Source organism: Polyangium sp. 6x1 (assembly GCF_029946515.1).
GTDB lineage: Bacteria > Myxococcota_A > Polyangia > Polyangiales > Polyangiaceae > Polyangium.
The window spans coordinates 110,778-125,462 of the sequence record NZ_JARZHH010000001.1 but is presented as its reverse complement, the minus strand read 5'-3'; the positions used below and the strand labels follow the sequence as shown (position 1 = coordinate 125,462).

The 14,685-nt window shown below is 69.7% G+C and carries 5 protein-coding genes; 3 read left to right on the top strand and 2 right to left on the bottom strand.

Annotated elements, in window-relative coordinates:
• The first annotated feature begins 29 nt into the window (after nt 1-29).
• The 3 genes from QHF85_RS00450 to QHF85_RS00440 all read left to right on the top strand — a co-directional run bounded on the left by QHF85_RS00450 (nt 30) and on the right by QHF85_RS00440 (nt 11,136).
• Nucleotides 30-2,789: a bifunctional serine/threonine-protein kinase/ABC transporter substrate-binding protein gene (locus tag QHF85_RS00450; protein WP_281324991.1), complete on the top strand. Its 2,760-nt coding sequence runs from the start codon at nt 30-32 to the stop codon at nt 2,787-2,789.
• Nucleotides 2,780-4,390: a sigma 54-interacting transcriptional regulator gene (locus QHF85_RS00445; RefSeq protein ID WP_281324990.1), complete on the top strand. Its 1,611-nt coding sequence runs from the start codon at nt 2,780-2,782 to the stop codon at nt 4,388-4,390. Before QHF85_RS00450 ends, QHF85_RS00445 begins: the two co-directional genes overlap by 10 nt.
• Before the next feature lie 119 nt (nt 4,391-4,509).
• Nucleotides 4,510-11,136, top strand: coding sequence for an FG-GAP-like repeat-containing protein (locus QHF85_RS00440; protein ID WP_281324989.1), 6,627 nt, complete (start codon nt 4,510-4,512; stop codon nt 11,134-11,136).
• 102 nt (nt 11,137-11,238) lie between these two features.
• Here the strand turns inward: QHF85_RS00440 and QHF85_RS00435 are convergent, their stop codons facing one another.
• Nucleotides 11,239-13,449 (bottom strand): prolyl oligopeptidase family serine peptidase, encoded by a 2,211-nt coding sequence (locus tag QHF85_RS00435; RefSeq protein WP_281324988.1) that lies wholly within the window; start codon nt 13,447-13,449, stop codon nt 11,239-11,241.
• A gap of 168 nt (nt 13,450-13,617) precedes the next feature.
• Nucleotides 13,618-14,685: an FtsW/RodA/SpoVE family cell cycle protein gene (locus tag QHF85_RS00430; RefSeq protein WP_281324987.1), complete on the bottom strand. Its 1,068-nt coding sequence runs from the start codon at nt 14,683-14,685 to the stop codon at nt 13,618-13,620.

Below are 14,685 nucleotides of genomic sequence, written 5' to 3'. Positions count from 1 at the left end.
ACGTCTCGTCTGGTATTGTCGCGGTCACGATGTCCCGTCCCGTCCCGCCGATCGAAGCGCGCGCCGCGGCCCGAGTCGGCACGACCCTCGACGGCAAGTACCGGATCTTGCGCGTCCTCGGCGTGGGCGGGATGGCCGCGGTGTACCTCGGCGTGCACCGCAACGGCCACCGGGTCGCCATCAAGGTGCTGCACCCCGAGCTCTGCGTGCACGAGGACGTGCGCGCCCGCTTCGTTCGCGAGGGCTACGTCGCCAACGCGGTCGGGCACGCGGGTGCGGTGCAGGTGCTCGACGACGACGTCGCGGAGGACGGGGCCGCCTTCCTCGTGATGGAGATGCTCGAAGGCGAGTCGCTTGGCGCGCGGCTGCGGCGCCTCGGCCCGCGGCCGTGTCGCGAGGTGCTCGTGATGGGCCACAAGCTCCTCGACGTGCTCGCGGCGGCCCACGACAAGGGCATCGTCCATCGCGACATCAAGCCGGAGAACCTCTTCCTCACGTCGGCGGGCGCGCTCAAGGTCCTCGACTTCGGCATCGCGCGTATCCGCCACGAGCCGGGGAGCATGGCCACGCACGCCGGCGTGCGCCTGGGGACGCCCGCGTTCATGCCGCCGGAGCAGGCGCTCGGCCGCTGGGAGCAGGTGGACGGGCGCGCCGATGTATGGGCCTCGGGCGCGACGATGTTCACGCTCCTCACCGGGCGCGTCGTGCACGAGGCCGAGACGGCGGAGGAGAGCATCGTCCGCGTGGCCACGCAGCCCGCCCGCTCCCTCGCCGACGTCACGAAGGACGTGCCCGCGGAGATCGTGGCGGTGGTCGATCGCGCGCTCCGCTTCTCGCGTGACGATCGCTGGCCGAACGCGCGTGCCATGCAGGAGGCGATCGAGCAGGCCCACGCCGCCGTGTACGGCGAGTCCATCTCCTCGGCCTCGATCGAGCCCGCGCTCGCGCCGCCTGCGGAGGTGGAGTCGCCCGCCTCGGACAGACTTTCTCGGGACGGGGAGGGGGCTTCGAGCGTCGCGACCCTGGATCAGCCGAGCGTGGCCACCCTGGATCCGCCGAGCGTCGCGCCCACGCCGCTGGACACGATACCGCCCGATCCTTCGGCGATGTCCACCAAACCGGCCACGCCCACCATCCACCCGACCGCAGGGGATGCGCCTGCACCGGACGAGCTTCCGCCTGCGCGCCCGGACCGCCCGCGCCGACGGCTCGCCGTGGGCCTCCTCGCGATGGCGACGCTCGCGACACTCGTTGGCGCGTGGATCTCGAGGCCGGCACCCGTCGCGCAGCCGAGCGCTCCCAGCGCGTCCGTGGCCGCGGCCCCGCGGCCAGGCTGCGCCGACCACCAAGCGTGCGTCGCGGCGAACGGCGGCAAGCCCGCGCTGTGCCGCAAGGACGACGGCGTGTGCGTCGCGCTCGAAACGGAGGATTGTCGCGTCCTCGCCGGCCCGGGCGACGTGGAGAACGAGGGGACGATCTGGTTTGGCGCGATGTACCCCTTTCGCCTGCCCGATCCGACGGCGTTTGGTCCCCGCGCGGCGAACGCGGTGGACCTCGCTCGTCGCGATTTCGCCGAGACCACCGGCGGCCTGCCCCCGGCGCGCCCCGGCGGGCCGCGGCGTCCGCTTGCGGTGGTGCTCTGCGACGACGCGACGAACGCGACCCGCGCAGCCGAGCACCTCGTGAACGAGGTGCGCGTCCCGGCGATCCTGGGCTTCGCGCGCAGCAAAGAGGTGCTCGATCTCGCGAGCGCGCTCTTCCTCCCGAAGGGCGTGCTGACGCTCGCCGCGAACACAGCCTCGGCGCTGCGCGACATCCCGCACGCGCCCGGCGAGCCGCGCCTCGTGTGGCGAGTGACCGTCAGTGGTGACATGGCGGTTCCGGCGGTGCGCGACGTGCTCGCCGAGGTGATGGAGCCCGAGCTGCGCCGCGCGCCCGGCCTGCTCGGTCCCGGTGCGCCGATCCGCGTGGCCCTCGCGCGGGTCGGCAACCCCTCGGGGCAGAGCATCGCCGATCACCTCGTCGGGGCGCTCCGCATCAATGGGCGGAACGTGACCGAGAACGGAAGCGACTTTCGCATGTTCGTGATCCCCGACGTCGGCGATGTCACGGAGGAGGCCATCCTTTCGCGCGCTGCGGCCGAGATCGCCGCCTACCAGCCGCACGTGATCCTTTCGGCGGGCATGGAGCCCAACTTCATCCCGTCGATCGAGCGGGCCTGGCCCACCGGCGCGCGCCACCTCCCGCGATACCTCTGGGATACCATGTTGGTGCACGCGGACCTGCTCGACCTCGTGCAGGAGCACCCCGAGGCGCGGAGGCGGATGCTGTTCGTCGATACCGTCGACGAGAACGCCGCGGCCGCGAAATACCTCGCGCGCTACAACGAGGTCTTCTCGCCGCCGCAGACCGCGGGGAGCTTGACGAGCGCCCCCTACGACGCCTTCTACCTGCTCGCGTACGCGACCGTGGCGCTCGGCGACGCGAAGGTCACCGGGCCGGCCCTCGCGCGCATGATCCCGCGCCTGCTCTCGCCGGGCGAACACCTCGACGTCGGCCCGGGCGGGATCTACCCGGCGCTCTACGCGCTCACGAGCGGCCGCAACGTGGACCTCGACGGCGCCCAGACCTCGCTCGACTTCGACGTCGAGACGGGGGATGCCACCGCGGATTACGCGGTCTGGTGCGTCGCGCCCGGAGGCCCGGGCCAGAAGCCGCGCCCGATCCGATCGGGAATGACCTTCCGCGCGCGGTCGCGCAAGCTCGAAGGGACGCTGACGTGCCCATAGGCTCCGACGATCCGACCAGGCAGACCTACGACGGCTCGACCACGCGCGACGGCGCCTCCGGCCCGATCACGGCCGTGATGCTCACCATCCTCTGCCACCCCGACGTCGAGCGCATCGGCGAGCGCGCCGTGCTGGCCAAGCTGAACGTCGGGCGGGAGGTCGTCCTCTCGCGCGAGGAGCCGCCGTTCACGCCCCCGACCCGCCCCGCCGCGCGCCCGCTCGCGGACGCGTGCGTGAGCCGCACTCCGATCCGGCTCGCGCCGCTCCCGGGCGGCGGCGTGCGCGTGAACGTCGTCGAGAGCCGCACCAGCGTGGTCCATCGCGGGAGCACCGTGGAGGGCGCGCTCGACCTCTCGGGCGAGGATCTGCGGCGGGGCGCCGTCCTTTTGCTCGGCGGCCGGATCGTGCTCCTGATCCACCGCGTCGAGGTGTTCGACACGCCCGAAAACGAGACGCTCGGGCTCCTGGGCGACAGCCCCGGCATCCACCTCGTGCGGCGGGAGATCCGGACCGTGGCCGATCAGGACCGGCCGGTGCTCCTCCGCGGCGAGACGGGCACGGGCAAGGATCTCGCGGCCCGCGCGATCCATCAGGCCGGCCCGCGGCGCGACGGGCCCTTCGTGGTGGTGAACCTCGCCGCCGTCCCGCCCACGCTCGCGAGCGCGGAGCTCTTCGGCGTCGAGCGCGGCGCCTTCACGGGCGCCGTGCGGGAGCGGCAGGGGTACTTCAACGCGGCCCGCGGCGGCACGCTTTTCCTCGACGAGATCGGCGAAGCGCCGCCCGACGTGCAGGTGATGCTCCTGCGCGCCATCGAGAGCGGCGAGGCGCAGGTGGTCGGCGCCGGCCGCGTGCACAAGGTCGACGTGCGGATCCTCGCCGCCACCGACGCGGACCTGGAGGCGAAGGTCCGGGACGGCAGCTTCCGCGCCCCGCTGCTCCACCGCCTCGCGACGCTCGAGATCCGGATGCCCCCGCTCCGCGAGCGCCGCGACGACATCGGCCGCCTGCTCCTCGGCTTCCTCCGCGAGGAGCTCGAAGCGATCGGCGAAGGGCACCGCCTCACCTCCCGCGCCCCCGACGGCCGGCCCTGGCTCTCCGCGTCGCTCGTGGCCCGCCTCGCCGATGGCGATTGGCCCGGCAATGTGCGGCAGCTACGCAATGTCGTACACCAGATCGTGCTCGGCTCCCGCGGGCAGGATCGCATGACGGTCGGGCCCGCCGTCGAGCGCCTCCTCCACGAGCCCGCATCCGCGCTCGCGGCGTCCGCGCCTGACCGCGTGCCCGCGGCAGCGAGCGAGCCGCTCTCGTCGCGGCGCAAGCCGTCGGAGATCACCGAGGCCGAGCTCGAAGCTGCGCTCCACGCGAGTCGCTGGGACCTCTTGGCCGCGGCAAGCCAGCTCCAGATCACGCGCGCGTCGATCTACGTGCTCATCGAGCGCAGCAAGCGCTTCCGCACGGCGGGTGATCTGACGGTGGACGAGATCACGAGCTGCCACCGCGCTTGCGGCGGCGACGTCGCGCGGATGGTCGAGCGGCTGGAGGTGTCCGAAAAGGCGCTCCGGCGGAGGCTGCGAGAGCTGGGGCTCGACCCGAGGCGTTGACATGCGACGGGCATGTCAACGGCGCCGCGTTGACATGTCAAAGGCTCGGGGCTCGAGGGCGGAACGCGGTTTCGACCGCGGCGCGCGGTCCGGCATGGTCGCTGCTGAGGGCGGCGCGCATGAGTCACACGCGCACCCTTTTCCTCCTCTCCGCGCTGCTGCCGGCCCTCCTCGCGCCGGGCTGCGGCGGCTACGACGCCGACGTCGAGATCGACGAGGGCGACGTCGTCGACGAGGCTGCCGATGAGGTCACGGCCACGGCGTCGGTCACCACGACGGCGACCACGGTCCCGATTGGCTCGACGCCCGGCACCTTCTCCGTCGATTCCCGCGGCGGCGCCTCGTACACCCTCCCCATCGTGGTGCCGCCTGGCACGGGCGGCGTCGAGCCCAAGCTCTCGATCGATTACAGCAGCTGGGGCGATAGCGGCCCTCTCGGCATGCACTTCGCGCTCTCCGGCCTCGGCTCCGTCACCCGCTGCGCCCAGACCCTCGCGCAGGACGGGCGTACGGGGGGCGTGAACGGGAACCGCGACGATCGCTTCTGCCTCGACGGCCAGCGCCTCATCGCCGTGAGCGGCTACGACGGCGACGACGGGACCACGTACAAGACCGAAGTCGACAGCTACCAACGCGTCCGCTCCTTCGGCGTGTGCGGGACGGGGCCGTGTCGATTCGAGGTCACCGACAATCACGGCAACCAGCGAATCTTCGGCGGCACGGCGGACGCTCGGCTCATGCTCGCCGGCGGCACGGTCGGCTCCTGGGGCCTCTCGCGGATGACGAGCCCAAACGGCGCCTACTACACGGTCAGCTACCTCGCGGACGGCGGCCAGATCTATCCGCAGCAGATCCTTTATACGCTCCACGACGCGCTCCCTTCGCTCCACCAGCGCCGGGTCCACTTCACGTATGAAGCCCGCAGCGACTGGAACACGCGTTACTTCGCCGGCACGCGTATCGACACGAAGCTCCGGCTCTCGACCATCACCACCTCCGTCGGCGTCCCGTACAGCCCCTCGACGGCGCGGCAATATCGACTTTCCTACGCGGTCTCGGCTGCCACCAGCCGCAGCCTGCTTCAGGGTCTGACCGAGTGCGACGCCACCGGGGTTTGCCTCCCGGCCACCACGTTCCAGTGGCAGGCCGAGGCGGCGGGGGACTTCGCCGTCGTCATGCCGACGAACGACCCGTGGTATCAAACCGAGCTCCGCCACGACCCGGGCGCGGTGCTCATCCCCGGCGATTACAACGGCGACGGGAGGATGGATTTCATTCGCCAGGAGCACAACGGCTGGGCCAACGACGAGAGCAACAACTTCAATGTCTATTTCTCCAGGGGAGACGGCACCTTCCAGGTCGTCACCCCGCCGGGGCACATCTACCAGACGTGGCTGACCGCCAACTACGGCGCGCGCATCATCCCGGGCGACTACAACGGCGACGGGAAGACCGATTTCATTCGCCAGGAGCAGAACGGCTGGGCCAACGACCAGAGCAACAACTTCAATGTGTATCTCTCCAACGGCGACGGCACCTTCCAGTTCATCACCCCGCCGGGGGTCGTCTACCAGACGTGGCTGAGCGCCAACTACGGGGCCCGCATCATCCCCGGCGATTACGACGGCGACGGGAAGACCGATTTCATCCGCCAGGAGATCAACGGCTGGGCGAACGACCAGAGCAACAACTTCGAGGTCTACTTCTCCAATGGGGATGGCACCTTCGAGGTCGTGCGGCCGTTCAGGAACGGCTACGAGATCCTCCGCCCCGACGGCGTCCCGCAGCAATGGGTGCCGTTCCAGGGGGTGACGCCGGATCCGAACGCCGAGATCTACCAGACGTGGTTGAGCGGCACCTTCGGCGCCAACATCATCCCCGGCGACTACAATGGCGACGGCAAGACCGATTTCATTCGCCAGGAGATCAACGGCTGGAGCAACGACGCCGCCAACAACTTCAACGTCTACCTCTCGAACGGCGACGGCACGTTCAACGTCACCACGCCCACGGGCTGGGGGTTCCAGTTCGAGCTCCGGTCCGGCGACGGCGCCCACATCATCCCCGGCGACTACAACGGCGACGGCAAGACCGACTTCCTCCGCCAGGAGCACGGCTCCTGGGAGGAAGACGGGAACAACACCTTCAACGTGTACTTCTCGCGGGGCGACGGCAATTTCGACATCGTCACGCCCCAGGGGTGGGCCTACCAGAACGACCTGAAGCACAACGCTGGCGCCTTCCTCATCCCGCTCGATTACAACGGGGATGGCAAGATGGACTTCCTCCGCCAGGAGCACGGCGGCTGGGACGACGACGACAACAACACCTTCAACGTCTACATCTCGCTCGGCGACGGCACGTTCCGGATCATCACGCCGCTCACGCCGCTCGACGTCGATTATAAAATCGCGCTCAAGAACGATCCCGGCGCATTCATCATCCCGGGCGACTTCGACGGTGACGGCAAGTCGGACTTCCTCCGCCAGGAGCACGGCGACTGGGACGATGATTGGGGCAATAGCAGCAACTCGTTCGACGTGTATTTCGGCCGTGGCAGCGCGTCGCCCGCCGAGCCTCGGCCCGTCGACCAGATGACGCTCGTCACCACCGGCCTCGGCGCCACGGTCGCCATCCATTACGCGCCCATCCTCTCCGGCGCGCCGACGAGCGGCCCGGGCAAACGCGCCGAGCTCTCCGGCATCTACGTCGTCGACCAGTACACCCAGGGCGACGGCCGCGGCGGTTCCGCCGTGCGCAACGTGACCTACGGCGCCCCGAGCATGGATGTGAACGGGCGCGGGTTTTTGGGCTTCGACACGATCACGGAGACCTTGCCGTCGACGCAGGCGAAGACGACGAGGACCTACAACCCCGCCTTCCCGTACACCGGCCTCCTCACCTCGCAGAAGGTCGCGAGCGCCTCGGGCGGGGCCTACGAAAAGCAGTCCTACACCTACGCGCACGGGACCACGTATTCCTGGGAGCTCCCCGTGTACAACGTCAGGAAGACGAGCGAGAGGAGCGAAATCGCCGCTCCCGGTGGGGTCGTCACCACCGGGAAGGACTACCTCGAGTACGACGCCTACGGCAATGCCATCCTCGTCCGCGACCTCGGCAATGTCAACAGCCAGTACGACGAATTCGATGTGTGCACCCAGTTCGTAGAGGACACGGCAAGCCTCGCGAATTGGCGCCTGGACTATCCGGCCGAGCGTACGGTTGGATCGTGGTGCCAGTGGACGGGTTACGCCTGCATCTGCGAGGGCAAGGTCGAACACACCAAGTTCCAGTACGGCAACGGGGCCCGCATGAGCCTCCTGTCCGTGTCCCGCTGGGAGAGCGGCGATTCGTGGCAGACGACGAGCTTCACCTACGACGCGCTCGGCAATCCCCTCACCCGGACCGAGCCCAATGGGACCGTGCTCACGCTCGGGTACGACAGCGCCTATCAAACGTACCCCGTCACGGAGACGCGTAGCGGCGGCGGCCTCTCGCTCGGCAGCACCTTCGCCTTCGATCCGCGCTTCGGCACGCGCGTCGGCGCCACCGATCCCGCCGGCGGCACGCGCACCGTCACGGTCGACGGCCTCGGCCGCGAGGTCGCCGTCCGCGGCACCTCGCCGACCGGCACGCTCGCGCTCCTGCTCGATGTCACCTGGGCCAAGGACACGGCCGGCAAGGCCTATCGACGGAAACGAGAGTACAACGACTGGCAGGGCACCTCGTACCAGGTGACCGACGAATACCTCGACGGCCTCGGCCGCGTTTACAAGGAGGTCAAGAACAACGCCCAGGGGAGCGACGTGCCCACCATCGTGGACCGCACCTTCGACATGGACGGGCGCGTCACGTACGAGTCGCTGCCCGGCTACCAAGGCTATACCAAGGCCGGCACCGTCACGACCTACGACGATTTCGGGCACGCGAAGAGCGTCGACGGCCCCGGTGGCAAGCGCACCTATGCGCGGTCCGTGGACTTCGGCGCCGTCCTCATCTCCACCACCGACGGGCTCGGCGCGACGTCTTACCAGTGGCTCGACGCGCGCGGCCGCGTCACGAAGCAGCGCGACGCGGACGGGCGCGAGAACTGGTTCCAGTACGACGCCCTCGGCCGGCGGACGCGCGTCGCAAACCTCTTGGCGACCCAGACAATCACGTACGACGGCGTGGGAAGGATCGTCTCGACAAACTCACCCGACCGCGGCAGCCTCGCCGCGACGTTCACCCCGGGCACGGGCCAGCTCGCCCAGACCGTGGATTCGGACGGGAGCACCGTTTCGTATATCTACGACGGCCTCGGCCGCGTGATGCAGAAGAAGGTCCAGTCGAAGCAGACGGTCGATTACACCTACGACCAGACGGCGTACGCCTACGGCCCCGGGCGGCTCACGCGCGTCAGCATCACGCCCTCGGGGCAGACCGCACCCTCGCAGCAGTACGCTTTCTCCTACACGGCCGACGGCCGCATTGCGAGCCGGGCCATCACCCTCGACGGCGCCACGTACACGGTCAGCCGCACCTACGATCCGGCCGGGCGCGTCACGAGCCAAACCTACCCGGACGGGAAGGTGCTGAACGAAAGCTACGACGTCTACGGTCGCCTCGTCGCGCTCACGATGGATGGGGTCCAGCACCTCCGGCAATACGATTTCACCGCCACCGGCCAGCCCAGGTTGGTGAAGTACGGCAACAACACGAACAACAGCTACGGCTACGACGATCGCCAGCGGCTGACGTGGCTCGGCACCGTCAACGCTTCCGGCGGCCTCTTGAATCATCAATACACGTGGGACGACGACAACCGGATCACGACGATCACCGACCACCGCACGCCGGCCCATAGCCAGACGTTCTCGTACTCCCCGGCCGGGTACCTCGTGAGGGCCGAGTCCGCGGGGCTCTATGGGGTCGCCGAATACCAATACGATTCGGCCAGCAACCTCGTCGTCAAGGAGGGCGCCGTCCTGAGCTACGTGGGCCACCGCGTCGTCTCCGCCGGCATCGGATACAGCAGCACGGGAGACCGCACGAGCCAGTGGAAAAACGGCGCCCCCACGTCGTATGGCTACGACGGCGAGCACCACCTCACCTCGGTGACCACGAACGGCGTGGTCGTGAATCGATTCGCGTACGACTTCGAGGGCCTGCGCGTCATCAAGATCGACGCCGACGGGACAAAGACCCATTACGTGACCCCGGACTTCGAGGTGATGTTCCGCCCCGACGGCTCGCGCCACGAGACCAAATACATCACCGCGCCTGCCGGCCGGGTGGCATCCATCACGAGCTCCGTGCTCCCCGGGCAAACGGCGCTCTTCGAGCAGCGCGGGCTCGACAGCATGGGCTCGCTCTACGACAAGGGCTCGGCGGCCGGGCTCCTCGGTCATGCCCAGAACCGTGTCTCCCTCTGGGCGATGGATCGAAACGCGCGCGCGGCCGCCGCGCTGACCCTCACGCTCGCCCTCGTTTTCGCGCTGGCGCGCCTCGCGCGTCGGCCCCTCGCGCAAAAGCACCTCGGACGCCCGCTCGCGCGGCTCCGCCGGATCCTCCTCCCGGAGGCGACCCCGTGGGCGCGTCGACACCCGATCTTCGCCCTCGCCGTGCCGGTGGTGCTCGCGTCCATGCTCGCCGCTTGCGGAGGCCAGCCGGCGGAGCCGACCGATTCCACCGATTCCACCGAGGATGCCCTCACCGCGGGCTCGAACGGCGCCGGCAATCCGGTGAGCGGCACGTATTACTTCCACCACAATCACATCGGCTCGTCGAGCGTGGTCACGAACGCCGCCGGCCAGGAGGTTGCCCGCGCCCATTACAAGCCCTACGGCGAGCTCATCGACGCGGCGAGCCCGGGCACGGACATGTTCCGCGCCAAGTTCACCGGCAAGGAGTGGGACAAGGACAGCGGCCTCTATTACTCCAACGCGCGTTATTACGACCCGACGGTCGGCCGCTTCCTCACGGCCGACACGTACCTCTTCGGCGGGCCCGAGACCCAAGCGGTCTCGCTGAACCCGTACGCGTACGCCGGCAACAACCCAGTCGTTTACGTCGATCCCTCGGGGCACAAGTTCCTCGATTTCATCGAGGCCATCGTCGACGCCGTCGTCGGCGCGGTCACGGGCGGGATGGCCGTGAATGGGACGTGGGACATCACGAAGTGGAACTGGAAGAGCTGGAAGACGTGGGTCGGCATCGTCGCGGGCGCGGCGAGCGGGCTCCTGGGCGCGGCGATGCCGAAAAATTTCGGCGGCATGCTGGTGGGATCCATCCTCAAACACTCGACGAACGAGGGGCTCAAGTTCCTCTCGGACGAGGGGAGCAGCGGAGAGGAATTCGGCATCAACGTGGGCCTCGGCGTGGGGCTCGACCTCGCCTTCGCCGAGATAAGCGGCAAGAATGCGGGTGGAGGGGGCATCCCCAGCCCCGGCCCCGGGTTCGCGCGTGCCGTCTGGAGTGCATTGAATGGCTCCGGCGGCGGCGGGTCGGGCCCGACGGGGGGGCAGGTCGCGCAGCATTCGGCAGCCGGAGCGGCGACGTTCGAGCTTTCGTGGAGCCGAGGCAGCGGGCTCGGGGCCGCGAAATACGATCCCGTCGCCCAGTTTCGCGACACGATGAGGTCTGACTTCCTCTACACCGGCCTGCGCGGCGCAGGCGGCATTGCGGAGTCCTGGAGGTCGAGCGCAACGTCGTCCTTCATCGAGCCCGGGAGCAGCGTGATGCTCCAGCTCCCGAAGGCGCGGTAATCCCTGAAGCGCCGGGCGGCTTCCTGTCGCCGCCCGGCGCCTTCATCGAGGCTTCATCGGCGAACGGCATGCCGGCTCGCAGTAGTCTGATGCCGCGGACCTTCAGGGCGGCAATGTCATGCCGAGGGCCTTCATGATGAACCCGTACTTGTCGATCCGGCCGCGGAGCTTCGCCGAGAGTGTGGTGCCGCCGGCGTGGCCGGATGTCGTCTGCAGGTTCAACAGGATCGGCCCCGGCCCCGCCTGCGCGGCCTGCAGGGCGGCCACGAATTTGTACGAATGCCAGGGGACCACGCGCGTGTCGTTCTCGCCGGTGACGACGAGCGTCGGCGGGTAGTTCGTCCCAGGCTTGACGTTGTGCACGGGCGAATAGGCGAGCAGCGCTCGGAACTCCTCGGGCACGGTGGGCGAGCCGTAGACGCCCGTCCAGCCCTCGCCCTGGCCGACGAGGTGGAAGCGCAGCATGTCGAGCACCCCCACCTCGACGACGACGGCGCCGAAGAGGTCGGGCCGCTGCGTCATCGCCGCCGCGACGAGCAGGCCGCCGTTCGAGGCGCCGCTGATGGCGAGCTTGCGCGGCGAGGTGATCTTCTCCGCGACCAGCCACTCGGCCGCCGCGATGAAGTCGTCGAAGGTGACCTGCTTGCGCGTCTTCTCGGCCACCAGCGCCCAACCCTCGCCATACTCGCTGCCGCCGCGCAATCCGGGGATGGCCACAACGCCCCCGACGCTCAACCAGAATGCGTACTCCGCATTGTAATGGGGCGCCATCGACACCCCGCGGCCGCCGTAACCGGTGAGGTAGGTCGGGTTGTTGCCGTCCGTGGCGAGCCCCTTTGCATGGACGAGCAACATCGGCACGGGCGTGCCGTCCTTGCTCGTATAAAAGACCTGTCGGGTCTCGTAGGCGGAGAGGTCGAGCGCGGCCTTGGGGCGTTGCCACACCTCGCTGCGGCCGGTCGCGAGATCGAGGCGGTAGGTCGTCGCCGGCGCGTCAAAGCTCGTGTAGACGTAGAACGCCGCGCGCTCGGCGCGTCCGCCTCCGACGGGGTACACCTTGCCAACCCCCGGCAGCGCGATCTCGCCCGCGTCCCGCCCGTCGAGCCCGTAGGCGTGCAGGCGCGATGACATGTCGACGTGCGTCGCGACGAGCAGGCGGTCGCCCGCGCGCGCGACGCTGCTGATCACCGCCTTCCCCTGGGACACGATCGTCTTGCGCACGGGCCGCGCCGGATCGCGGAGGTCCACGGCGATGACCCTCCCATGCGGCGCTTCGCTCGAGGTCTCCAGGTAAAACGTCGCGCCTTCGCTCGTCACGTACAGATACTCGGCGTCGAACCCCTCGGCGAGCGGCACCGGCTTCGCCGACTTGGCCGTGAGGTCGATGGCGTGCACCTCCTCGACGCCCCGGTCGCCCACCTGCCCGTCGCCGGTGGTGATCACCAGGTATCGGCCGTCTTCGGTGACCTCCGGAGCGTATTGCCAGGTGGGGTGCTCCGGGCGCTCGTAGACGACCGGATCGGGGCCGGCAGGAGCGCCGATCCGGTGCACGCGTACCGCGCAGCCGAGGTCCTTGGCCGCGAGCTCCTGGCCGCTCGGCGGTTTCGGGAAGCCGCTGTAGTAGAATGCTTTCTCGTCGCCGGCCCAGGTGGGCCCGTAATACTTGGTCCACTCGACGCGGTCGGGCAGGTCGCGCCCGGTGGCCACCTCGCGCACCCGCCACTCGACCCAATCGGAGCCGCCCTGCGACAGGCCATAGGCGACGTAGGTGCCGCGCGGGCTCACCGAGAAACCCGCGAAGGCGAGCTTGCCGTCGGGCGAGATCTGGTTCCAGTCGACGAGCGGACGACCTTCGGCCGTGGGCGCGTCGGCGACGTGGAGCACGAGCTGATCTTGCCGGCCGTTGTTACGCAGGAAAAACCAGTGCTTGCCCTTGTGCTGCGGCGCGGAGATGCGCTCGACGTTCGCCGCGGCGGCGACCTTCGGGCCGAGGCGCTCGCGCTCCGGCACGCCCTCGAACCAGCGGCGCGTGAACGCGTTTTCTGCCTCGATGAACGCGCGCGTCTCGGCCGAGCTCAGGTCCTCGAGCCAGCGATGAGGGTCGGCGACGGGCACGCCGTGGAGCGTCTCGACGACATCACCCTTGTGCGCCGCGGGGTAGGCCAAGGGCGCCCGAGGCGGCTCGGCCCGCGTCGCGGGCGGCGCGGGCTCGGCCCGGCGCGGGGGCGGCGCGGGCTCGGACCCGCAGGCGCACGTGAGGACTGCCGCTGTGATTGCAATACATCCGCGCGCCGTCTTCCGCGTTCGATTCATGGCGTTTCGGCGACCTTACCAGGGTGGCGAAAGGAAGGGCATGAAAGAGGCGTGCGCCCCGAAACCGACGGACGACCTAGCGGGCAAGACCGTCATGTCGAACGGAACGGACGCCGCGCTGAACCAGGTGCGGCGGGCTCCGTATTGGCGAGGCTCGGTACGCCGTGGTTATGCCGCGGTAGGCCGCCGGGCCACGCTCGCGAGCAGCCCGACGCCCACGAGGCACGTGAGCGCGCTCGATCCGCCGTACGAAATCAGCGGCAGCGTGACGCCCACGACGGGGAGCAGGCCCATCACCATGCCGATGTTGATCGTCGCTTGCCAGAAGAAGAGCGCCGCGACGCCCACGGCGATGCGGGCCTCGAAGCGGTCGCGCGCGACCGCGGCGATCTGCAGCGCCGCGAGCACCAGCGCGAGATAGAGCCCGAGCACCAGCGCCGTGCCGGCGAAGCCGTGCTCGTGCGCCCATACCGCGAAGGCGAAGTCGCCGTGGGCCTCGGGCAGCGGGTAAGGCTCGCTCCCCGCGAAGGGGCTTCCGCCGAGGAGGCGCCCGGCCCCGACGAGCCGCAACGCGTGGTCGCTCTGGTAGCCGGCGGTCTGCGGATCCGCGCCGTGAACGAACGCGGCGAGGCGCGCGCGCTGGTAGTCGTGCAGCGTGAACCACACGGTCGCGAGGCTGCCGATCACGCCGATCGCGAGCGAGGCCCGAGCGCCGCGCGAGAAGCGCTCGAGCGCGAGAGCCGACGCGGCGACGAGCGCGAGCGCCACCGCGGTCCCGAGATCCGGCTGGAGCAGCACGGGGATCAGCGTGCAGGCGAGGAGCCCCACGGGGAGCGCGAGATCGCGGAGCGGTCGCGGGCCTCGGGCAGGACGGGAAAAGCAGCTCGCGAGCGCGAGCACGAGGCCGAGCTTGAGGGGCTCGGACGGCTGCACGTTGAGGCGCCCGAGGTGCAACCAGCGGTGCGCGTCGTTGACCCCCGACGCGGCGAAGGTGGCGAGGGTGGCGAGGATCAGCGCGCCGTGAATCAGCAGCGCTCGGCGGTCCTGGAGCCGGCGGAGATCCGCGCGCGCAACGAGGAGCGCCGCGGCCGAACCGACGAGGAGCCACGCGAGCTGCCGGGGCCAAAGTGGGCTTTGCTCGGGGAGGGCGAGCCCCGCCGAGCGCACCGTCGCGAGCCCGATGGCGGCGAGCGCGACGGCGGCGCCGACCACGACGAGGAGGGGACGGTTTCGCAC